General features: G+C 62.4%; 17 protein-coding genes. 9 read left to right on the top strand and 8 right to left on the bottom strand.

Features of this window, described 5'->3' with window-relative positions:
* Positions 1-68: 68 nt before the first annotated feature.
* Positions 69-1,328: an exonuclease subunit SbcD gene (gene sbcD / locus Q4S41_RS13325; RefSeq protein WP_305031616.1), complete on the top strand. Its 1,260-nt coding sequence runs from the start codon at positions 69-71 to the stop codon at positions 1,326-1,328.
* A 134-nt stretch (positions 1,329-1,462) separates the two neighbouring features.
* Here sbcD and Q4S41_RS13320 read toward each other — a convergent pair whose 3' ends face one another.
* Positions 1,463-2,386, bottom strand: a complete 924-nt coding sequence (locus tag Q4S41_RS13320; RefSeq protein ID WP_305031615.1) for an alpha/beta fold hydrolase — start codon at positions 2,384-2,386, stop codon at positions 1,463-1,465.
* 226 nt (positions 2,387-2,612) lie between these two features.
* Here Q4S41_RS13320 and Q4S41_RS13315 point away from each other — a divergent pair, with 226 nt between their 5' ends.
* Positions 2,613-6,329 carry an AAA family ATPase gene (locus tag Q4S41_RS13315; protein ID WP_305031614.1) on the top strand — a complete coding sequence of 1,239 codons (3,717 nt, stop codon included), beginning with the start codon at positions 2,613-2,615 and terminating at the stop codon, positions 6,327-6,329.
* Between the two features lie 10 nt (positions 6,330-6,339).
* Here the strand turns inward: Q4S41_RS13315 and Q4S41_RS13310 are convergent, their stop codons facing one another.
* A complete protein-coding gene (locus tag Q4S41_RS13310) occupies positions 6,340-6,579 on the bottom strand; it encodes an HNH endonuclease (protein ID WP_305031613.1) in 240 nt (79 codons plus the stop codon).
* A gap of 268 nt (positions 6,580-6,847) precedes the next feature.
* Here Q4S41_RS13310 and Q4S41_RS13305 point away from each other — a divergent pair, with 268 nt between their 5' ends.
* The 4 genes from Q4S41_RS13305 (at position 6,848) to Q4S41_RS13290 (ending at position 11,031) form a co-directional block, all read left to right on the top strand.
* Entirely contained in the window at positions 6,848-7,291 is a 444-nt protein-coding gene (locus Q4S41_RS13305) for a hypothetical protein (protein WP_305031612.1), read from the top strand.
* Positions 7,292-7,408: 117 nt separating this feature from the next.
* A complete protein-coding gene (trxA, locus tag Q4S41_RS13300; RefSeq protein WP_305031611.1) occupies positions 7,409-7,723 on the top strand; it encodes a thioredoxin in 315 nt (104 codons plus the stop codon).
* Between the two features lie 135 nt (positions 7,724-7,858).
* Positions 7,859-10,174 (top strand): TonB-dependent receptor, encoded by a 2,316-nt coding sequence (locus tag Q4S41_RS13295; RefSeq protein WP_305031610.1) that lies wholly within the window; start codon positions 7,859-7,861, stop codon positions 10,172-10,174.
* A gap of 2 nt (positions 10,175-10,176) precedes the next feature.
* The gene (locus Q4S41_RS13290) at positions 10,177-11,031 is read left to right on the top strand and encodes a DUF4249 domain-containing protein (RefSeq protein ID WP_305031609.1); all 855 of its coding nucleotides are present in this window, start codon (positions 10,177-10,179) and stop codon (positions 11,029-11,031) included.
* Positions 11,032-11,129: 98 nt separating this feature from the next.
* On the opposite strand, the gene Q4S41_RS13285 is transcribed toward Q4S41_RS13290, so the two are convergent.
* The 3 genes from Q4S41_RS13285 to Q4S41_RS13275 all read right to left on the bottom strand — a co-directional run bounded on the left by Q4S41_RS13285 (position 11,130) and on the right by Q4S41_RS13275 (position 15,400).
* The gene (locus Q4S41_RS13285; protein WP_305031608.1) at positions 11,130-11,951 is read right to left on the bottom strand and encodes a purine-nucleoside phosphorylase; all 822 of its coding nucleotides are present in this window, start codon (positions 11,949-11,951) and stop codon (positions 11,130-11,132) included.
* Between the two features lie 139 nt (positions 11,952-12,090).
* On the bottom strand, positions 12,091-13,863 hold the full coding sequence (sppA, locus tag Q4S41_RS13280; RefSeq protein WP_305031607.1) for a signal peptide peptidase SppA: 1,773 nt from the start codon (positions 13,861-13,863) through the stop codon (positions 12,091-12,093).
* 208 nt (positions 13,864-14,071) lie between these two features.
* Complete coding sequence (locus Q4S41_RS13275) at positions 14,072-15,400, bottom strand: replication-associated recombination protein A (RefSeq protein ID WP_305031606.1); 1,329 nt, start codon at positions 15,398-15,400, stop codon at positions 14,072-14,074.
* A gap of 91 nt (positions 15,401-15,491) precedes the next feature.
* Here Q4S41_RS13275 and Q4S41_RS13270 point away from each other — a divergent pair, with 91 nt between their 5' ends.
* The gene (locus Q4S41_RS13270; protein ID WP_305031605.1) at positions 15,492-16,424 is read left to right on the top strand and encodes a DMT family transporter; all 933 of its coding nucleotides are present in this window, start codon (positions 15,492-15,494) and stop codon (positions 16,422-16,424) included.
* Here Q4S41_RS13270 and rhuM read toward each other — a convergent pair.
* Entirely contained in the window at positions 16,421-17,407 is a 987-nt protein-coding gene (gene rhuM, locus Q4S41_RS13265) for a virulence protein RhuM/Fic/DOC family protein (protein WP_305031604.1), read from the bottom strand. The two genes, Q4S41_RS13270 and rhuM, sit on opposite strands and share 4 nt — an antisense overlap.
* Positions 17,408-17,526: 119 nt before the next feature.
* A complete protein-coding gene (gene lpdA, locus Q4S41_RS13260; RefSeq protein ID WP_305031603.1) occupies positions 17,527-18,921 on the bottom strand; it encodes a dihydrolipoyl dehydrogenase in 1,395 nt (464 codons plus the stop codon).
* Between the two features lie 224 nt (positions 18,922-19,145).
* Between lpdA and Q4S41_RS13255 the strand changes: the two genes are divergently transcribed.
* Positions 19,146-20,096 (top strand): tetratricopeptide repeat protein, encoded by a 951-nt coding sequence (locus Q4S41_RS13255; protein ID WP_305031602.1) that lies wholly within the window; start codon positions 19,146-19,148, stop codon positions 20,094-20,096.
* 201 nt (positions 20,097-20,297) lie between these two features.
* Here the strand turns inward: Q4S41_RS13255 and Q4S41_RS13250 are convergent, their stop codons facing one another.
* Positions 20,298-21,539, bottom strand: a complete 1,242-nt coding sequence (locus Q4S41_RS13250; protein WP_305031601.1) for an NAD(P)/FAD-dependent oxidoreductase — start codon at positions 21,537-21,539, stop codon at positions 20,298-20,300.
* Between the two features lie 100 nt (positions 21,540-21,639).
* Between Q4S41_RS13250 and fabG the strand changes: the two genes are divergently transcribed.
* Positions 21,640-22,389, top strand: coding sequence for a 3-oxoacyl-[acyl-carrier-protein] reductase (gene fabG / locus Q4S41_RS13245; protein ID WP_305031600.1), 750 nt, complete (start codon positions 21,640-21,642; stop codon positions 22,387-22,389).
* Positions 22,390-22,392 lie beyond the last annotated feature (3 nt).

Below are 22,392 nucleotides of genomic sequence, written 5' to 3'. Positions count from 1 at the left end.
ATATTCTGGTTTTTTCAATTCTTCCTTTTCCTTCGCGTCTTGGGTATCTTTGAGATTCACTCTACCCTATGCGCGTCCTTCACACCGCCGATTGGCATCTTGGCCAGCATTTCCTCACCGGGCAGGAACGCACCACCGAGCAGCAGGCTTTTCTCGACTGGCTGCTGCTGACGGTGCAAACGCAGGCCATTGACGTACTGGTCATTGCAGGCGACATTTTTGATACCCAAACGCCGTCGTACACGGCGCAGGAGTTGTATTACACCTTTTTGGTGAAGATGCAGGCCACCGGCTGCCGCGACATCGTGGTGGTGGGCGGCAACCACGACTCCCCCACCATGCTCAACGCCTCGCGGCAGTTGCTGCGGCGCCTGCGCATCCATGTGGTGGGTGGCGTGCCCATCGACCCCACCGAGCAGATTCTGCACCTGAACGCGGCCGACGGCCGGCCGGGACTGGTGGTGTGCGCCGTACCTTTTTTGCGCGACCGCGACATTCGGCTGGCCGTGGCCGGCGAAACGCTCGACGACCGCCAAATCCGCATCCGCCAGAGCATTGCCGACCACTACGCCGGTCTGGCCAACCATGATTCGGTGCTGCGGCTGCGCGAGCAGGACGTGCCCGTGCTGGCCACCGGCCACCTCTACGCGGCCGGCGGCGAAGCCCGCGAAGGCGCCGAGCGTGACGTGCACATCGGCGGGCTGGGACTGATTGGGGCCGAGCATTTCCCCACGGCGTTCGACTACGTAGCGCTGGGCCACCTGCACCGCCCGCAGCTGGTGGGCGGGCGGGCGCATATCCGCTACTCGGGCTCGCCGGTGCCGCTGTCGTTCACCGAAGCCAACGACAAGCAGCAGGTGTTGCTGCTGGAGTTTAAGGGCGCGGGCGTGCCGGTCATTACTAGCCTGCCGGTGCCCGTGACGCGGCGCCTGCAGCGCTTCCACGGCACGCTGGAAGAAGTGGAGGCCGACATTCTGGCCTACGACAACTCGGCGTTTCAGCTGGTGGCCTGGGCCGATGTGCTGGTGCGCTCCGACGAAACGCCCGCCGAAGTGCAGCGCCGCGTGCAAGCCGTGCTGCAACTGCAAAAAGCCCAGGTCCTGGCTCCGAAAGGCATCCGCCACCAGCGCGCCACCGAAGCGCCAGACCTGGCCGAAAACGCCATCCCGCTGGCCTTGCTGCACGAGTTGACGGTGGATGAGGTGTTTGGCCGGCGCGTGGCGGGCCTGCCGCCGGAGCGGGCGGCGGCCCTCACGGCCACTTTCGGCGAGCTGCGACAACTGCTGAATGAGACCGACCCGCAGGCCTGGGGCGGTGAGTCGCTGTGAGAGAGCCAAGCACAACAAGAACGTCATGCTGAGCGCAGCCGAAGCATCTCACCCGCGCAAGTAATTGATTTACTATGGCATGCGAGATGCTTCGGCTGCGCTCAGCATGACGTTCTTGTTGTGCTTGGCGATTCTTAACTAGCCCGCTTCCTTCCCAATAGCCACAAGCTACCCAGCATCAGCGCCGCCACGCCCGCTGCCACAGCGACTACTGAAACTTGCTTTTTAATCACAGCGCCAGTTGGCTGCCGGGCAATATCCGCATCGCGGAAATTCTGGCCTGCGGTGGCGGCCAGAATTAGACGCACGGTTTCGGCGGGTTGGTCCCACTGCGGAAAGTGGCCGCAGTTTTCGAACCAGTAGAGGCGGGCGTCGGGGAATTTTTCGAGGGCTCGCGGGGCCTGGCGCGTAAGGCAAACCCGGTCCTGCCGGCCCCAACCGATGACCAGCGGCGCGTGGATGCTGCCCGCGGGCGCGCCCTGCTGCACCTCGCCGTAGGCCAGATTATCTAGTAACTCGTCGAATGAAGGCGCGTGCGCAAAGCTGCGCATCTCATCGAGCGCCACGTGGGCGGGCAACTGCCACGGGTGGGCCGAAAACTGGGCAAACAGGGCCGTGCGCGTCACGGCGTTGCCGGTCAGGAAGGGCATGACGGGCTGCAGGGCCCGTACCAGCTTCGTGGAAACCGCCACGCTGTGGTAGAAAACCGGAATTTCCCAGCCCTGCCAAAAGCCGCCGGGGTCGAGCGATACCACCGCGCCCAGCACGCCGCCCCGCCGGGCCAGCTCCAGCACCAGCCGGGCGCCCATGGAGCTGCCCACGGCGTCGATACCGAGCAGGTTTTGTTCGCGCAAAAATGCCGTTACGGCATCGGCCAGGGTGCCGATGGTGACGGGGCCGGCCAGCGGCGGCGTGTTGCCGAAACCCGGCAAATCGACGGCAATGACTTGGCGCTCAGCGGCCAGGTCTTCGATGATGGTTTGCCAGGAGCGCCAGCTGCCGCCGATGCCGTGCAGCAGCAGCAGGGGCTTGCCCGCTCCGCGTCGGATGTGATTCATAGTCATTGGATTGATTTTAGCGGCTTATTCGAGGTTGGCCTGCCGCCCGGGATTGGCAATTGCCGGTATGGGAGTGCTCAACGGCGCGGCGCGGGGCAGAGTTGTGGCCGGGCAGAGCGGCGGGCGCCCGATGCAGGGAACCCAAACCGGCCGGGCGGCCTTTTTCAGGCCGATTCTGCCGGGGGCCGCCGTACCTTCGGGAAAGTATTTTGGGAGAATTATCCGCATGAAAATTATCAGCGTCCGCTTCGCTAACCTGAACTCGCTGCCTGGTCCGTTCCTGATTCGCTTCGATGAAACGCCCCTGGCCGATACGGGGCTGTTTGCCATCACGGGGCCCACCGGCGCGGGCAAAAGCACGCTGCTCGACGCCATTTCGGTGGGCCTCTACGGCCGGGTGCCGCGCCACGACCGCCAGGTGGGCGAAATGGTGAGCCGCCACGCCAAGGACGCTTTTTCGGAGGTCGAATTTGAGGTGCACGAAACCAACGCCGACACCGGCGTGGTGGACCGGGTGCGCTACCGCTCGCGCTGGGAAGTGAAGCGCAAAGTGCGCGGCGAAGACAAAGGCGCCCTCAACCCCGATGCGATGACGCTGGTTTTCAGCCCCTCTAATGTGGCCGTTATCAGCGGCAAAGAAGCTGTGCCGAAGCGCGTGGGCGAGCTGTCAGGGCTGGATTTTGGGCAGTTTGAACAGTCGGTGCTGCTGAGCCAGGGCAAGTTTGCGCGCTTCCTGCACGCGCCCGAAAAAGAGCGCAGCGCCCTGCTCGAAAAGATGACTAACGTGGGCATCTATTCGCGGCTGAGCGTGGCGGCCTTTGAGAAAGCGAAGGAGGAGGAGCTGAAAACCAGGCTGCTGCGCGCCAAGCTGGACGCCACCCGCCTGCTGACCGAGGAAGAGCGCGCCGAACTGGAACGCCAGCTCGATGTGCTGAACGAGGCCGCCGAACAACACCACGAGGAAGAGCAGGAACTGACCGTGTGCCTGACCTGGCGCACCATTCTCGACCAGCTTGACCGGCAGCTCAGCGAAACCACCCGCGAAGCTGAGCGCCTGCGCCGCGACGACGAAACCCTGCAACCCGAGTTTGCCCGGCTCGATGGCCACCTGCGCGCCGCAGCCGTCGACAAGCCGTTGGAGCTGGCCGAAGCCGCCGAAAAAGAAGTCGGCAGCGACGAAAAGCAGCTCCACGAGTTGGAGGAAGCCCTTCCTCGCCTGACGCTGGCCGCCGAAACGGCCGTCACCACTCATACTGCTGCCACCGCAGCCCACGCCCAGGCCCAAGCTGAGGAAGACCGCCTGCGCCCGCTGCTCAGCCTAGCCCAGCAGCAGGATGCGGCCATCGCCGCCGCCCGCCACCAGCTCAAGCTGAAGCGTGATGCGCATGCCCAAAATCAGCTTGCGCATCAGAAAACGGCCGATGATTTGGGCCAGGAAGCCCGGGAAATTGAATCGCTGCAAAGCCGGAATGCTACGCTGGACCGCTGGCTCATTGAGCACAGCGCGGAGGTCGACCTGAAAAATCAGGTGCTGGCGCTGGACCGCGAAATCATTGACCTGCAGGGCGCACAAAAGGAAATAGCGGCCCGCGACGCCCGCCGCGCCGAGTTGCGCAAAAGCCAGGAGCAAACAGCCGCCGACCTGCGCCGCCAGCAAACCCTCGAAGCCGAGGCTAAGACCCGCAAACAAGCCATTGAGGACGAAGGCAAACCCTGTCGAATTGAGCGCGACGCCTTGCTGCTAGGCACTACGGCGGCGGAGCTGGCCCAGCGCGCCGATGACCTCACCGCCCGCCAGCAGGCATTGCAACAGCTGCTCCCGAAAGCCGAGGCTGCGCACGAGCACCTAACTCGCGCCGAAACGCTGGCCGCTCAGATTGAACAGGAAACACCAGCCCTGACCAAGGCCGAAACCGCCGCCCGCCACCTCGAAATCCGCCGGAGCGACGGCCAAAACCTCCTCGAAAGCTACCGGCGCGAACTGCGCGCCCAGCAGGCCCTGGCCGACCTCAACCAGCACCGCCAGCACCTGCAGCCGGGCCAGCCCTGCCCGCTGTGCGGCGCGCTGGAACACGCCTTCACCGCCGATTTTGCCGCCGAAGCCGACGAACAGGAGCAGCGCGTGACGCAGCAGCAACTGGCCCTGGCCAAGCTCGACGAAGAGCTGCGCCACGCCGCCACCGCCCTGGCCCGCTGCCAAACCGAGCAGCAGCAGCGCCAGAAGCTGCGGGCCGAAGCCCTGGCTGCGGCCGATATGGCCCGGCAGCAGGCTGCGGCGCTGGCCGCCGCGCTCACCCTCGCTCCGCCCCAACCCACCGACCCCACCGCCGTGCGCGCTCTGCTGGAAACCGCGACCCGCGAGCAGGCCACCGCCGTGGCGTCCCGGCGCCGGGTGGCAGAGCTGGACGAGCAGTTGGCCAAGCTGCGCGAGCAATATCTGAAGGAAGGCGAGGCCACCACGGCGGCCCAACGCGAGATTCCGCGCCTGCTGGAGCGGCAGGAAACCACCGAAGCCGACCTGGCCAAGCTGGCCGAGGAACTGCTACATTGGCAGGACCAGACCGATATTTTCCAAAGCACCATTCGCGATTTTCTGGCGCCGCACCGGTTGCAGCTGCCCAAGCAGCCGCCCTACGATGGCATTCTGGCTACGCTCCGGGAGCGGGCCGACCACTATGAGACGCAGGTGGCTGCGCTGAATGAGCTCGGCAAAATGCTGCTGGAAAAAACCAGCCAGCACAAAGCCCGCGCCGAAGCCCTGGCGCAGCAGGCCGCCCAACTCAACGCCGTCGCCGAGGCGCTAACAACTGAGCAGCAGGCTATCGACCAGCAAATGGCAGCCCGGCAGGCCCATTACTCCGGCCCCGACCCCGCCGCCGAAACAGAACAGCTACGCCAGGCCACCCAGCGCCTGGCAGATGCCGCCCAGCGCGCCCAAACGCAGCTGGCCGACCAGCAGAAAGCCTTGGAAATTCAGCAAAACCGACAGCGCGACCTACATGCGCAGCTGACCACGCACCGCGCCACCCACGCCCAGCGCCACACAGAGCTGGCCGCCGACCTGGCCGCCGCCGGCATTGCCACGGCTGCCGAAGCCCGCGCCCTGCTCCTGCCCGCGGCCGAAGCCGAGCGCCTGACGCAGCGCCGCCAGGACCACCTCACCGCCCGGGCGGCCACGGCCCGCCGCCTCACCGACCTCACCGCCGAGCTCACCCACCATGCCGAAGCCGGCCTCACACCTCACACCGCCGCCGAGCTTACTGCTCAACTCAATGCCCTATCGGCGGCCGACGACATTTTGCAGCAGAAGCTGGGCGCCGTGGGCAACCAACTGAAGCAGGACGACGACGCCCGCCAGCTGCTGTCGGCCGGCTTGCAGGAGCTGACATTGCGCCAGCAGGAGGAGCAGCGCTGGCAAGACCTGAGCGAGCAGATTGGCTCGGCGCGGGGCGACAAGTTCAGCCAGTTTGCGCAGGGCCTCACCCTTACGCACTTGGCCCGGCTGGCCAACCTGCGCCTGCGCCAGCTCACGGGCCGCTACACCATCTTCAAAACGCCCAACCGCAACCTGGAGCTGCAAATCATCGACCACGACCAGGCCGACACCGTGCGCCCCATGGCCTCGCTCTCGGGCGGCGAAAGCTTCCTGGTGAGCCTAGCGTTGGCCCTGGGCCTGAGCGAGTTGGCCGGCCACAAGGCCCGCATCGAGTCGTTGTTTATTGACGAAGGCTTTGGCACCCTCGACCCCGAAGCCCTGAACACGGCCCTCGATGCACTGGAACGCCTGCAGCATTCGGGCAAGATGATTGGCATCATCTCCCACGTCTCCGACCTCAAAGACCGGATAGGCACCCAAATTCGGGTGCGGCCCGGGGCGGGCGGCAACAGCACGGTGCATTTGGTGGGCATCATGGGCAACGAAACCAGCTGCGCAGTGCCGTAGCCGGCCGGCATCAGCGCCGGCCGCGCCGGCTGGTGATGCGCTCCACGCGCTGCTTGCGAATCCAGTTCAGGTAGGTTTGCAGGCCCTCGGCGGCGCGCAGGGCCTCCACGGTGGGATAGAGCCGGGCCAGCTCGCGGTTGCTCAGGAAACGGTGGACGCTGCTGTGGCAGGGCTGGCACAGGTCGACGGTAGGGCCGTACCTACCGCCTTCTTCGCGTGGCACCAGGTGGTGGCGTGAGGTGCTTTGCACGGTGCGCTCGCACAGGCCGCACCGGGGCTGGGCACTGGTTTCGGGGATGGGCCAGGCTGGGGGTTAGGAGCGTCGTCTTGGCATTACTTGCAACAAACCTATTCACGGGGGGGATTCTGTACTTGCGGAATTGAACAGCAGCGGCGGGCCGCAAGTTGCGGATTTGTTTTCAAGGCGTTAACTTGGCCTGTATTGAGCTTACTTGCATTTCTATGGTCGATTAGCTCCATCCCTCCATTTGCATTTTCCCCACTTTTTTCTTCGCCCCATGACAACAACTGTACGCTCTTTTTTTGCCATGCCCCGGGCCCGTCGGGCGGTGGGCGCGCTGGTGGCCTTGTGGCTGCTGAGTGCCACCCCCGCCGCCCACGCCCAAACGTGGATGGTGAGCACCACCGCCCAAATCAAACTGGGCATTCTCGACAAATACGGCCAGCTCGGGCCCTACACGGCCACTTTTGTGGTGCACAACGAAAAAACCGGCAAGGATTATTTCCTCGTGAAGCAGCTGGTGAAAAACCAGACGGGCATCGACGTGCTCTTCCCCACCGACCCGGCCGACCCTGATTATTTCAAAACCGAAGGCGGCGAGGCCGCCAACGCCACGCCCGGCCGCTACACTTGGGAGTGCCGCGTGAAAGGCGTGAAAGCCGTGAGCGGCCGCTTCGTTTTCCCGGAAGTGGGCAACGACGTAACGGTGATTAAGCAGTAGTTGCGATACTCCGTCGCCATTGCCTCAAGCCAAAAATCAGCGAAAGCCCGGCCACCTGCCGGGCTTTTTGCGTTTAAAGTCCTCTGCGTCTTCGCCACTTAATTCAGATTCCTCATCATGCCCCGCAAGTCCTTTTCCGAACTCATCAACAGCCCAGGAATGCCCGTTCTGGTCGATTTTTTCGCCACCTGGTGCGGCCCCTGCAAAACCATGGCCCCCATTCTGGAGCAGGTGGCAGCCCAGCACGGCGGCAAGCTGCGCGTCATCAAAATCGACGTGGATAAAAACCAGGCCGTGGCCCAGCAATACCGCGTGCAGAGCATTCCTACCCTGATTTTGTTTCATCAGGGGCAGCCGGTGTGGCGGCAGGCGGGCGTGGTGCCGGCCGCCCAAATCGCGCAGGTGCTGCAACCATTCGTGGGGAAAAGCTAATCGGTTGGGCGGTAGCCTGGCCGCCGGCAAACTATCTGGCTGACCCCGGCGTTGGGGAGGTGGCTACCTTTGCGCTACCCTCTCACTCGCTCTATGGTTTTTAGTTATTCTGCGCGTTATCTGTTTCTTATTCTTTTGCTTAGCTGGGCCGGGCCGCACGTAGCCCAGGCGCAGCAGCAAGCCCGTTTTACTGTCAGCGGCACTGTTCGCAGTGCCAAAGGCGAAGCATTACCCGGGGCCAGCGTGGCGGTACCGACCCTTGGCACGGGCACGGCGGCCGATTCGCTGGGCCATTTCAGCCTGAGTTTGCCGGCCGGCCGCCACCAGTTGCTCATCGCCTTCATCGGCTATCAGCAGCAAACCCGCGACCTCAACCTCACGCGCAACCAGCGCCTGAGCTTCGCCCTCGAAGAAGGCGGCAACGAGTTGGGCGAAGTGGTGGTGGAAGGCGCCGCTACGCTGCAGGAAAAGCTGAAAACCACCCAGATGGGCGTCGAACACATCAGCATGCGCGAGGCCAAGCTGCTGCCCGCGCTTTTTGGCGAAGTTGACATTCTGAAAACCCTGCAGCTCAAGCCCGGCGTGCAAAGCGGCGGTGAAGGCAGCAGCGGCTTATTTGTGCGCGGCGGCTCCTCAGACCAGAACCTGGTACTGCTGGACAATGCGCTGGTGTATAACCCCAACCACTTGTTTGGGCTGTTTTCGGTGTTTAATTCCGATGCGGTGCAAAGCGTGGACCTGTACAAATCGGGGTTTCCGGCCCAGTTTGGCGGGCGGCTGTCGTCGGTGGTGGATGTGAAGCTGCGCGAGGGCGACCGGCAGCACTACGTGGCTACGGGCGGCATCGGGCTCATTTCGTCGCGCCTCACGTATGAGGGACCCATCAACAAGGGCAAGGGCTCGTTCATCGTGAGTGGCCGGCGCACGTACTTCGACATTTTCACGCGGGCCCTGAACAAGGCCAATGAAGGAAAGGAGGACTACAGCCCCATTCCCGACTACTATTTCTATGACATGAACGCCAAGGCGAACTACACGCTGGGCGAGCATGACCACCTCTTTCTGACCGGCTACCTGGGGCGCGACGTGTTCGGGTTCAGCAGTACCGGCGGCTTCAACTTCAATTTCAGCTGGGGCAACACCATAGGCTCGCTGCGCTGGAACCACATTTTTTCGCCCAGGCTGTTCGTGAACACCAGCGTGTCGGTATCCGACTACCAGTACAACCTCACCAACAAGCTCGACACGTTCACCTTCGGCCTGGGCTCCAGCATCCGCGACTACACGGCCCGCACCGACTTCGAGTACACACCTTCCGACCGCCACCTCATCAAGGCCGGTGCCCTGGCCACGCAGCACCGCTTCGGCGTGGGCCGCCTCGATGCCAACTCCGGCGACGGCCGCGTGAACTTCGGCTCCGACGTGAACTACTACGGCCTGGAGGGCGCCCTCTACGCTTCCGACAACTACAAAGCCACCGACAAGCTGCAGCTCGAAGGCGGCCTGCGCCTCACCGGATTCCGCAGCGGCAGCGACCAGTACGGCGGCCTGGAGCCCCGCGCCGCCGCCCGCTACGCCCTCAACGACCGCACGTCGTTCAAGGTGAACTACGCCATGATGTACCAGTACGTGCACTTGGTGACGAACTCCGGCGCCACGCTGCCCACCGACATCTGGTACCCCTCGCGCCTGTCGGTGAAGCCCCAGCAGTCGCAGCAGGTGAGCGCCGGCGGCAGCTTTTTGCTAGGTGGCGGCAAGTATTTGCTCACTAATGAAGTGTACTACAAATGGGGTCGCAACCAAGTTGATTTTCGCGACGGCGCGCAGCTGTTCGTGAACCCAGAGCTGGACGCGGAGTTCATTTTTGGCAAAAGCTGGAGCTACGGCAATGAAATTTACCTGGAAAAGAAAACCGGCAAAACCACCGGCTGGATAGGCTACACCCTGGCCTGGAGCTGGCGCAATTTCCAGCCCCAGCGCGGCACCAACGGCGTGAACAACGGCCAGGATTTCCACCCCAACTACGACCGGCGCCACAACCTGACCGTGGTAGTGCTGCACCAGCTCAACGCCCGCATCAACCTCACGGCCAGCTTCATCTACACGTCCGGCAACCTGACCACACTGCCGCTGGGCCGCTTCGGAGTACAGGATATTCCCGGTTCCAGTGTGGGCATCGACCCGCGCCCGGTGCCCATCTACCCCGACCGCAACTCCTATCGACTCATCCCCTACCACCGCCTCGACCTGGGTGTGGTGTACAAAATCGGCGCCCGCCTCAACCAGGACCTCACCCTGAGCATTTACAACGCCTACAACCGCCGCAACGCCTACTTCGTGTTTTTCGACACGGTGAAGGACAAGGCGACGGGGCGCACCACCGGTTTTGCCGCTAAGCAGGTGTCGCTGTTTCCGGTAATCCCTTCGCTGACGTACAATTTCCGGTTCTAACCATGTTCAAGAAACCAACCGCCGCCTTGCTGCTGGGCCTGCTCGCGCTGGCCGGCTGCGGCAAGCTGCAAAACGACATCAACGTGCCGCTGCCCGTTTACTCGGCCGAGCTGGTGGTGGAGTGCTACCTCGAGCCCGGGAAGGTGCCCAGCCTGGCCGTCTCGACCTCGGTGCCTTACCTGGGCGCAGTTATTCCCCAGATTCCCACCGATGTCACCGTCACGCTCACCATGCCCAATGGCACGCAGGTGCCCCTGCCCTTCCAGCCCAACTACCAGGCATTGATTGACACGGTGTCGGGGGTGAAATTCCACTCGCACATCGGCCGCACGCCGCTGGTGGCCCGGCCCGGTGATGTGTTCAAAATCGACGTCGTGGACACCAAGGGCCGGCACGTGACGGGCACCACCACCATGCTGGCCCCCATCCCGATTGATTCGCTGAACTACAAGTTCAACGACAAAACCGGCTCCGAGCGCAAGGCGTATTTCCTCACCAATTTCCGCGACCCCATCAGCCTCGACGACTGCTACCGCCTGCAGCTGCACAAGGGCAATCCCGCCAAAGGCGCCCTGCTCAAAAGCCCGGAAGTGGACATGTCGGTGGAGGACCGGCTGCTCAACGGGCAGCCATTCGTGCTCGGCACCAGCTACCGCTTCAACGCCGGTGACACCGTGACGGCCACGCTCTACCACATCGAGCGCGCGTTCTACCGCTTCCGCCAGTCGACGCGCGACGCCCGCAACGCCAACGGCAACCCCTTTGCCCAGCCCTCGGCTATTTACAGCAACGTGCAGGGCGGCGTGGGCATTTTCGCCGTGCTGAGCGGCACTACAGCGACGAAAGTAGTGCGGTGACTTTGAACGTCATGCAGAGCGCAGCGAAGCATCTTGCCCGCGTAAGTAATCGGTTACTATTGCGGGCAAGATGCTTCGCTGCGCTCTGCATGACGTTCTTACAGCCCCGCTACTACGGCTTTTATCAGCGCCGTCAAACGGGGCTCGGCCGCGGCGGCGGCGGCAAAAATATCGGCCAGCACTACGGGTTTGAGGTGGCCGGGCGCGCACAAATCGGTGATAACCGACACGGCCAGCACCGGCAGGTTGAGCTGGCGGGCAGCAATGACTTCGGGCACCGTGCTCATGCCCACGGCATCGGCCCCGATGAGGCGCAGGTAGCGGTATTCGGCGGGGGTTTCGAGCATGGGGCCGGGCACGCTCACGTACACCCCGCGGCGCGTGGTGCCGACCTGACCCAGTGCACCGGCCGCCGCTTCGGCGCGGTCCAGCAAGCCGGCGTCGTAGGGCGCATACATGTCGGGGAAGCGCGGGCCTAGCTCGTCGAGGTTCGGACCGATGAGGGGGTTGGTGGGCTGCAGATTGATGTGGTCGTCAATGAGCATCAAATCGGCAATGTTGAAATCGGGGTTCAGCCCGCCGGCCGCATTACTCACCAGTAGCTGGCCGATGCCCAGCAGCTTGAGCACCCGCACCGGCATGGCTACCTGCTGCATGGTGTAGCCTTCGTAGTAATGAAAGCGGCCTTGCAGCACGGCCACCTTCCGGCCGCCCATACGGCCCAGCAGCAGGCGCCCGGCGTGGCTTTCCACGGTGCTGAGCGGGAAATGCGGGATGTCGGCGTAGTTGATTTCGTATTCAACTTCGACTTCCTTCGCCAGCGCGCCCAGCCCGGTACCGAGGATGATGCCCGTTTCGGGCTGAAAAGCTTGGGAGTTTTCCTTGATGTAGGCGGCGGCTTCGTGGAGTTGGTTGAGCATGGTGAGCGGTTGGTTGTTACGATAAGTTAAACGCCTGTCATCCTGAGCGCCGCGAAGGACCTTACCACGTCGGAACAACTTGTTCTTCGTTGATAAGGTCCTTCGCGGCGCTCAGGATGACAGGCGATGACGGGTTAAACTACTGAATGTCCAGCGTGTACGGCAGGCGGGCCTGCACGCCGCGCATCTGCATCAGCTGCTGGTACTGCGCATAGGCCGGGTAGAGCGGGCCAAGCTCCGTTTTCAGGGCGCGGGTTTTGGCTTCGTCATCATCGCCGGCGCCAAAGCGGGCCAGCAGGCTTTCGAGGCTCGATTTCTGGCGGGGCAGGCGCTGCACGCGGTAGTCATCGGCTTTGAGGTGGGCGCGGGCGGCGGCAATGTTCAAGGCATCCTGGTAGTCGCCCAGCACGTCCACGAGGCCGTTGCCTTTGGCTTCGAGGCCGCTCCAGACCCGGCCCGAGGCCAGACGGCGCAGGCGCTCCACGGGCATGTGGCGGCCCTGGGCGGCCTTGCTGGTGAAGTCGGCGTAGATGCGGTTCACTTCTTCCTGCAGCGTCCGTTTCTCAAACTCCGTGAGCGGGCGGGTGATGGTGGGCAGGTCGGAAAACTTGCCGGTGGTCACGCGGTCCACGGTAATGCCGAGCTTGTCGGCCAGCAGCGGCTGGATGTTGGGCAGTACGCCAAACACGCCGATGGAGCCCGTGATGGTGTTCGGATGGGCCACAATGGTATCGCAGGCCATGGCAATGTAGTAGCCGCCCGACGCCGCCACGTCGCTCATGCTGGCGATAATGGGCTTCACTTTTTTGGTCAGCAGCACTTCGCGGTAAATAATGTCGGAAGCCAGCGAGGAGCCACCGGGCGAGTTGATGCGCAGCACTACTGCCTTCACTTTTTCGTCGAGGCGGGCCTTGCGGATGGCCTCGGCAAACTTGGTACTGCCGATGTTGTCGTCGGAGCCGCGGCCGGTCACGATGTCGCCCTCGGCATATATCACGGCAATGCGGTTGCCGGTGGTTTTGCCCTCGCGCTCGTCGGCGTCCTTGTCCTCGGTATAGTCGCTCAGGCTCACGATGCTGGGCTTTTTGTCTTTTGCCAGGCCCAGCTTGCCGCGCATATAATCCTGGGCCTCATCGAAGTAGCCGAGCTTGGTCACCAGCTTCAGGCGCAGGGCGTCGGGGGCGTTATGCACCAACATCGAGTCGGAAATAACCTTGAGGCGGGCCGGGTTGATGCCGCGCGACTTGGCCACCTGCCCCACCATATAGCCGTTGATGGAGTTCAGGAACGACACGGTCTGGTAGCGGGCCGAATCGGAGAAATTCTCCCGAAAAAACGGCTCCACGGCGCTCTTGAACGAGCCCACGCGGAAAATGTAGGGCTCAATGCCGGCCTTGTCGAACAGCCGCTTGTAGAACATTACCTCCGAGCTCAGGCCGTTGAATTCGAGCGTGCCCTGCGGGTTGAGGTAGATTTCGTTGGCCACCGAGGCCAGGTAAAAGCTCTTCTCGGACGCGATTTCGTGGTAAGCCACCACGAATTTGCCACTCTTTTTGAAGTCAATCAGGGCGTCGCGCACTTCTTCCAGCGAGGCCATGCCGCCCTGCACAATGCCCAGGTTCAGCAAGATGCCCTTGATGTCGTCGTCGGACTTGGCCCGCTTGATGGCGGCTTTCAAGTTGACGAGGCCCGTGGAGGTATCGTTACCACCGAAGCTGAATTTACCGTCGCGGCCCCGCTCGGTGAGCGGCTCGTTGAGCTTGAGCTCCAGCACCGAGTTCGAGGCCGTTTCCTTGTGGTCGCCGGCGCTGGCCGCGGCCCCAATGATGCCAGCCAGCACCAGGAAACCAATGAAACTGAAAGCAACCAGCCCCACGATGGTGGCCAGCACAAACTTCAAAAATTGACGCATAAGAACGCAGGATTAACGGATTTCAACAGATTGGGGCGGCTTATTTGTGGCTTGGCGCCCTCGCACCAATTCCGGCCTGCCGCCCAATTGGCTGGCAAGTTACACGCGGTTATATCGTTTGACTTCGCCCGCCATTACAATGCCGGGCATTTGCCTGCGGAACCACAAATAATCCGTCCCAATCCGTTAAAATCAGCCGAATCTGCGGTCAGTAACCATACTTCTCGCCCCACCAGCCGCGCAGCCGCTCCTGAATCTTCGCCTCGCTGGGATTGTGGCCCGGTTCGTAAAAGCGCCGGCCGCTGAGCGCGTCGGGCAGAAACTCCTGCTCCTCGAAATTGCCCTCGCCGTTGTGCGAGTAGGCGTATTCCTTGCCGTAGCCGAGCTGCTTCATCAGGCGCGTGGGGGCGTTGCGCAAGGGCACCGGCACGGGGTACACGCCGTTGGCTTTCACCTCGGCCTGCGCCGCCCGGATGGCCATGTAGGCAGCGTTGCTCTTGGGCGAGGTGGCCAGGTAAATAACGGTCTGAGCCAGAATCAAATCCGACTCGGGCAGGCCGATGACGGTGCAGGCCTGGAAGCAGCTGGTGGCCAGCATCAGAGCGTTGGGGTTGGCGTTGCCGATGTCTTCGCTGGCCAGAATAAGCATGCGGCGGGCAATGAATTTTACGTCCTCGCCGCCTTCCAGCATCACGGCCAGGTAGTAGAGCGCCGCGTTGGGGTCGGAGCCGCGCATGCTTTTGATGAAAGCAGAAATCACATCGTAGTGCATTTCGCCGCCCTTGTCGTAGCGCGCCAGCGGGCGCTGAGCCACCTGCTGCACCACGGCATCGGTGATTTCGATGACGCCTTTTTTGTCGGGTGGCGTGCTTTGCACCACAATTTCCAAGAGGTTGAGCAGCTTGCGGGCGTCGCCGCCGCTCAGGGCCAGCAGGGCGTGGTCCTCCTTCAGCTTCACTTTTTTTTGCTTCAATGCAGCGTCTTCGGTCAGGGCTTTTTGCACCAGCCCGCGCAGGGTTTCCGCGCTCAGCGCCTCCAGCACATACACCTGGCAGCGCGAAAGCAAAGCCGGAATTACTTCAAACGACGGGTTCTCCGTGGTAGCCCCAATCAGCGTTACCGTGCCGTGCTCCACCGCGCCCAGCAGCGCATCCTGCTGCGCCTTGCTGAAGCGGTGGATTTCATCAATGAATAGCACCGTCCCGCGCTGCCGCTTCGCTTTTTCGATGACGTCGCGCACGTCCTTCACCCCGGCATTGATGGCGCTCAAGGCCGAAAACGGCTGTTTCAACTCCGAGGCCAGCAGGTGGGCCAGGGTGGTTTTGCCCACGCCGGGCGGCCCCCACAGAATGAGGCTGGGCAGCCGGCCCGAATTCAGGTAGCGGCGCAGCACGCCGGTTTCGCCCACCAGGTGCTGCTGGCCGGCGTAATCGGCTAGGCGGCGCGGGCGCTGGCGCTCGGCCAGGGGCGCGTCCGGGCCGGGCGCGGGCGCTGGGGTGAAGGCAGTGGGTTCGTCGTCGGGAAATAAAGAGGCCATGGGGAGCGAAGTAGCGCGAACTTTGTAGCTCGCGTCCCCGCGCCGTAACAACGACTCGGTTGGGGACGCGAACTACAAAGTTCGCGCTACCATGTCCAATCAACTCCGCGTCCACGCGGCCCTTTTCCTGGTCACCCTCATCTACGCGGCCAACTACTCGCTCTCCAAAGATGTGATGCCGGTGTATATGACGCCGTTTGGCATCGTTACGCTGCGGGTGCTGGGGGCTTCGAGCTTCTTTGCCCTCATCAAATACTTCGTGGCGCCGCAGGACAAAATTATCGGCTGGGCCGACAACCGGCGGTCCATCATCTGCGGCATTTGCGGCATTGGGGTCAACCAGCTCCTGTTTTTTTCGGGCCTGAACCTGACCTCGCCCATCAGCGCCTCGCTGCTGCAAACCATCGCGCCCATCGTGGTGGTCATTGCCTCGGCCATTCTGCTAAGCGAAAAAATCACGCTGCCGCGGGTGCTGGGCATTGCGGTGGGCGCCGCGGGGGCAGCCACACTCATCCTGAGCCGCAACGCGCAGGCGGCTGTGTATCCGCACGCCACGCTGGGCAACCTGTTCATTCTGGCTAATGCCACCGTGTTCGGCCTGTATCTGGTGCTGGTGCAGCCGCTCATGCGCAAATACCACGCCTTCACGGTGTTGGCGCGGGTGTTTCTGGTGGGGGCTATTATCGCCGTGCCTTTCGGCTGGCGCGATGCCCTGACGGCCAACTACGCCAGCTTCCCCCTCAAAATCTGGCTCGAAATCGGCTACATGGTGGTTTTCCTCACCATCCTGGCCTATCTGCTGAACAACTGGGCTCTGAAGTACGCCTCCCCGGCCCTGTTGGGCGTCTACATCTACCTGCAGCCGGTGCTGGCCGTGCTCATCGCCGTGGGCCTGGGCAAAGACCACCTCACCTGGGGCAAGGCCGGACAGGCGGCCCTCATCTTCCTGGGCGTGTGGCTGGTGAGCCAGAAACCTAAGGCAGCGAACGTGCCCACCGTAGCGGCGGAAGCGGTGCCGGATTAGTTATCTTGGTTAATCAGATTTACCACCAGCGTCACCATTGTGGCCTTGTCCTCCGGCTTGCTTTCGGCTATGAGCAGCGTGAGGGCCACCAGCGCATTGTCGGCCAGCCGGCGGGTGCCGTCGGGATGATACAGGCACTTATTGCGGTCGAGAAACCATACGAACAGAAAGGCCGCGATGCGCTTGTTGCCATCTGAAAACGAGTGGTTTTTCACCACAAAATACAACAGATTAGCGGCCTTCTCTTCCACGCTCGGGTACAGGTCTTCGCCATCAAAGCTCTGGTAAATCGTACGCACCGAACTTTGGAACGAGGCATCCTTTTCGCGCCCGAACAAAGCACTGCCGCCAAATTGCACACGGAGGCTGTCTACTGCTTCCAGCCCGGCTTCATAAGTCAGCTCAAAGGGTTCCTCCGTGGCCGTGCCGCGCACGAGCAGGCGTTGGTGGTCGTACTGGTCGAGCACATCGAGGGCGCGGGCGTAGTCGCCCAATACCCGCAACAGGGCATCCGATTGGTCAGAGGTCAATTCCTGATTCGCGGCTACTTCTCCTTGTAACTGCACGAGCCGCTTGAGGTCAGCTAGCTGGCGGGAGCTTTCGCGCAGGCGCTTTTCATTCAGGGCATACCCCTGCACGAGGTACTGGCGCAATATGTTGGTCGCCCACTGCCGAAAGTGCGTGCCGCGTAAGGATTTCACTCGGTAGCCGACGGAGATTATGACATCGAGATTGTAGTGTTGCACCAAGTAGTTTTTTCCATCAGAAGCAGTTGTCCGGGATTTCCGGACAACTGCTTCTGACACCAATTCTCCTTCTCGAAAAATATTTTGGATGTGTTCACTGACGGTTTTTTTCGAGACATCAAACAGTTCAACCATCTGCGCCTGCGTCAGCCACGCCGTTTCATGGTCGAGCTGCACTTCCAGTTGCGTTTGCCCATCAGGAGCTTGGTAGAGCAGAATATTATCGGCAGGATTCATGGATTGGATAGAAATTTGGATAGAAATATTTCCAGCAAGATAGCAACTCCAATCTTCGCTAAAACACAAGGAGGCCCGGCTGAATCAGCCGGGCCTCCTTGTGTTCAATCGAAATAAATCTACAAGTGAATCACCTCGCCATAAGCCGCTGCGGCGGCTTCCATAATGGCTTCCGACATGGTGGGGTGCGGGTGCACGGCCTTGATGATTTCCATGCCGGTGGTTTCCAGCTTGCGGGCCACTACGACTTCGGCAATCATCTCGGTCACGTTCATGCCAATCATGTGGGCGCCAAGCCACTCGCCGTATTTCTTGTCGAAAATGACTTTCACGAAGCCGTCTTTGGCGCCGGCGGCGCTGGCCTTGCCCGAGGCCGAGAAGGGGAATTTGCCCACCAGCACATCGTAGCCTTTGGCTTTGGCTTCGGCTTCGGTGTAGCCCACGCTGGCGATTTCGGGCGAGGCGTAGGTGCAGCCGGGGATGTTCTGGTAGTTGAGGGGCTCGGGGTGGTGGCCGGCAATTTTCTCAACGCAGATGATGCCCTCGGCCGAGGCCACGTGGGCCAGCGCGGGGCCGGGCACGATGTCGCCGATGGCGTAAATGCCGGGCACGTTGGTCTGGTAGAAGTCGTCGACCAGCACGCGGCCGCGCTCCACTTTGATGCCAAGCTCTTCGAGGCCGAGGTTTTCGAGGTTGGTGGTCACGCCCACGGCGCTCAGCACCACGTCGCAATCAATCACCTGCTCGCCTTTGGCGGTTTTGATGGTCACTTTGCAGCCTTCGCCGGCGGTGTCCACCTTGGTTACTTCGGCGCTGGTGAGCACGTTCACGCCGATTTTGCGGAACGACTTCTCCATCTGGCGCGACACTTCCTCGTCCTCCACGGGCACGATGCGGGGGAGAAATTCCACCACCGTCACCTCCGAGCCCATGGTGCGGTAGAAGTAGGCAAACTCGACGCCGATGGCACCCGAGCCCACCACCACGAGGCGCTTGGGCAGCTGCTCCATGGCCATGGCCTTACGGTAGCCGATGATTTTCTTGTTATCAACCGGCATGGTGGGCAGCTCGCGCGAGCGGGCGCCGGTGGCCAGGATGATGGATTTGGCCTCCACCGTTTCCTTACTGCCGTCGGCTTTGGTTACTTCCACCTTGCCGGGGGCTACCACTTTGCCGGTGCCCATCACGGTTTCAATCTTGTTCTTTTTGAACAGGAAGTTGATGCCCTTGCTCATGCCATCGGCCACGCCGCGGCTGCGCGAAATCACGGCCCCAAAATCGTAGCCAACCCCTTCGGCCCTCAGGCCGTAATCGGCGGCGTGGTTGAGGTATTCGAACACCTGCGCGCTCTTAAGCAGCGCCTTGGTGGGAATGCAGCCCCAGTTGAGGCAGATGCCGCCCAGCGACTCGCGCTCAATCACCCCCACTTTCAACCCCAACTGCGACGCCCGAATGGCGGCCACGTACCCTCCGGGGCCGCTGCCGACCACGACCAAATCAAATTGCAATGCCATAAAATGCTCGGAAAGAAAAAAGTACACCGGGTCCGGCTGGGGGACCCACCCATTTAGCGGAGCAAAGATAGCCGCCCTCCCCCACCGCGCCGCTATCCCGGCGGCGCCTCGTTATATTGCCTGCACTATTTTGGCTCGATGCGTGCTAGCAGCCAATCTTGGCAGTCTTCCGTATAAGCCCCCGGTTGCGGATTTGCTGCCCCGCACCTCACTTTTTTGACCTTATGAAATCACGTCTTCGCTTCCCATTGACCGCCCTCGGGCTGCTGGGTTTTCTCTCGAACTGCGCTACCACCGTCACGGAAAAGGAAAAACCTTCGGTGACGAGCCAGCCCATGGCGGCCCCCGTGGCTACCGGCGCCACCCGGCCTGACTCGACTGGCGCCGCGGCCACGGCTACCGATGCCCGCGTGGCCACCCCGGCCGCCGAGCCGGCTGCTGCCACCGCCGCTACCGACCTGCCGGCCGAAATGGCGGGCGCCCCGGCCACGGCCGCCCCGAACACTCCCACCGCCTCGGTGGCTTCGGCCGAGCGCGCCAAGGAGAAAAAAATGACGGCCGCCGACTACCGTATGATGCTGGAATCGGCCGACTCGCGCCTGAAAACCAGCCCACGCGACCCCGCCGCGCTGCTGCAGCGGGCCAAGGCCAAAAGCTACCTTAAGCAATACAAAGAGGCCATCCCGGACTACACGGCCGCCATCAAGTACCAGCGCAACAACCCCGACGCCTACTACAACCGCGGCGTGAACCGCCTGATGATGAAGCAGTACAAAGCAGCCGCCACGGACTTTTCGGGGGCCCTCAAGTACCGCCCCGACGACAAGGAATCGTTCTTCGGCCGCGGCGTAGCCAAGATGCAGATGTACCAGTACAAGCCCGCCGTTACCGATTTCACCCGGGCCATCCAGCTCGATTCGGCCTACGCCGACGCCTGGGAGTACCGCGGCATCAGCTACTCCTCGTTCGACAAGCTCTCCGAAGCCCGCCGCGACCTGGAGCGCGCCGCCAAGCTCAACCCCGAAGCCGAAAAGAGCCTGAAGCGCTACGTGGGCAACGACGGCCACGAGCCCATCAAAGCCGCGCCGGTGGCCAAGCCGGGCACCGGCTACCACCCGCGCCCTGGCTACAAAAAACCGGCAACTACGCCGGCGGCAAAGGCCCCAGTCCAGTAAACATGAAAGGCGCGAAACGTAGGTTTCGCGCCTTTTTTTGTTGAGTATATCTGGGTTGCAGACCTACTACACGTCATGCTGAGCGCAGCCGAAGCATCTCTACCGCAATACCAAATCCTGTCGATTGGATTGCTGTTGCGGTAGAGATGCTTCGGCTGCGCTCAGCATGACGTTCTTTTTTTATGGCCGGCGTTCGTTGCCCTACTTCCCGCCAAAAACCAGCTTGAAGTAGAAGCTGGGCTTGCGCAGCTGCTCGCGCAGGTCCAAGTCCATAAACATCATGGAGAGCGTGGCGGCCAGCGTGGGGTTGCTCACGGCGCGGTTGGCCACGATGTTGAACAGGCTGGGAAAGTTGAGGAGCCGCTGCATCACGCGGCTCAGGCGCAGTTCCTGGCCGAGGCGGTTGTACACGGCTTTGTCATAATTCTTAAGGAATTCGGGGCTGAAATCGGCCTTTTTCAACGCTTCCACGGCCCACACGGCGGCGTGACGGCCACTCACCATGGCGTGCGAGATGCCCTCGCCCGAAAACGGGTCGATGAGCGAGCCGGCGTCGCCGAGCAGGAAATAATGAGCGCCCGATAAGGCGCGCCGCTTCGAGCCCAGCGGCAGACCGAAACCTTTCACCGCGCCCAGCCGCGTGGCCCCGGCGAAGCGCGGCGCCAAGGCTGGGTGCGTGGCCAGAATCTCGTCGAGGCGCTGACGCAGGTTCACCTTTTTATCGGCCACGGTTTTGGAGAGCATGCCCACGCCCACGTTGGCTTGGCCGTTGGGCAGCGGAAAGACCCAGAGGTAGCCGGGCAGAAAGTCTTTAATGAAGTGCAGCTCGATGAAATTATCGGGGCTGAGGCCGCTCACGCCGTCGTAATAAGTGCGCAGGCCGGCGCAATGGTGGTCGGGCTCCAAGGCATGGCCGGCCACTTTGCGGGCAAATTCGGATTGGGCGCCGTTGGCGACGAGTAGCAGGCGGCAGGTGGCTATTTCATTTCCCCCTTTGTCAAATAATTGCCAGCCGTCAGGCGTGCGCTCGGTACGGGCCACATCCACGTTTTCGCGGAAGTCGATTTCGGGGCGCTGGCGCACTTCTTCGACCAGGAAATTATCGAAGTCGATGCGCTTGGCTACGTGGCCGGCGGTGGCGTCGTGGGCTTTGTCGAACTTGGGCTTGAAGGGGATGCTGAGCTTGCGGCCGTTGGGGGCAATGAAGTCGATGCCCCAGCTCGGAATCTGGATGGGCGAGGCGGCCAGCTTGGCGTGCAGGCCGGGCTCGATGCGCTTCAATTCGTTGATGACCTTGCCGCTGAGGGCGTCGCCGCAGGTTTTGTCGCGCGGGAAAGCGGCGCGGTCCAGCAGCAGGCAGCGCTGGCCGGCGTTGGCGAGGTGCAGGGCGGCGGCGGCCCCGCCGGGGCCCGCGCCCAGAATGCAGATGTCGTGGTGGGGCATAATATGCGGCGAAGTTAGCCTGCTGGAGCGCGGACTTTTAGACCGCGCCTGCGCCTTTCTGACTCGCGGACTAAAAGTCCGCGCTACTTACCTTCGCCCCATGACCAACACACTCACCGGAAAAGTGGCCCTCGTGACGGGCGCTTCCAAAGGAATTGGCCGCGCCATCGCGGCGCATTTTGCCCAGCTCGGCGCCGATGTCGCCTTCACGTATTTGTCCTCGGTTGAAAAAGGCCAGGCGCTGGAAACCGAACTTTCGGCCAACGGCACCAAGGTAAAAGGCTACCGCTCCGATGCTTCCGATTACGGCCAGGCCGAGAAGCTGATTGACGACGTGGTGGCCGATTTCGGCAAGCTCGACATCCTCGTCAACAACGCCGGCATCACGCAGGACGGCCTGCTCATGCGCATGAGCGAGCAGCAGTGGGACAACGTGCTGCAAGTCAACCTCAAGTCCGTGTTCAACCTCACCAAAGCCGCCACCAAGCCCATGATGCGCGCCAAAGCCGGCTCCATCATCAACATGACCAGCGTGGTGGGCATCAAGGGCAACGCCGGGCAGGCCAACTACGCCGCCAGCAAGGCCGGCATCATCGGCTTCACCAAATCGGTGGCCCTGGAGCTGGGCTCGCGCAACATTCGCTGCAACGCGGTGGCCCCCGGCTTCATCGAAACCGAAATGACCGACGCCCTCGACCCCAAACAGGTCGACGAGTGGCGCAAAGCCATCCCGCTCAAGCGCGGCGGCCGGCCCGAGGACGTGGCCAAGGCCACGGCGTTTCTGGCCTCGGATGATTCCAGCTACATCACCGGTCAGGTGCTGCAGGTAGATGGCGGGATGCTGACGTAGGAT

The organism is Hymenobacter convexus (genome assembly GCF_030580955.1).
GTDB lineage: Bacteria > Bacteroidota > Bacteroidia > Cytophagales > Hymenobacteraceae > Hymenobacter.
Note: the sequence above shows the minus strand (reverse complement) of the source record. Positions and strands in the feature narration are given on the sequence as shown.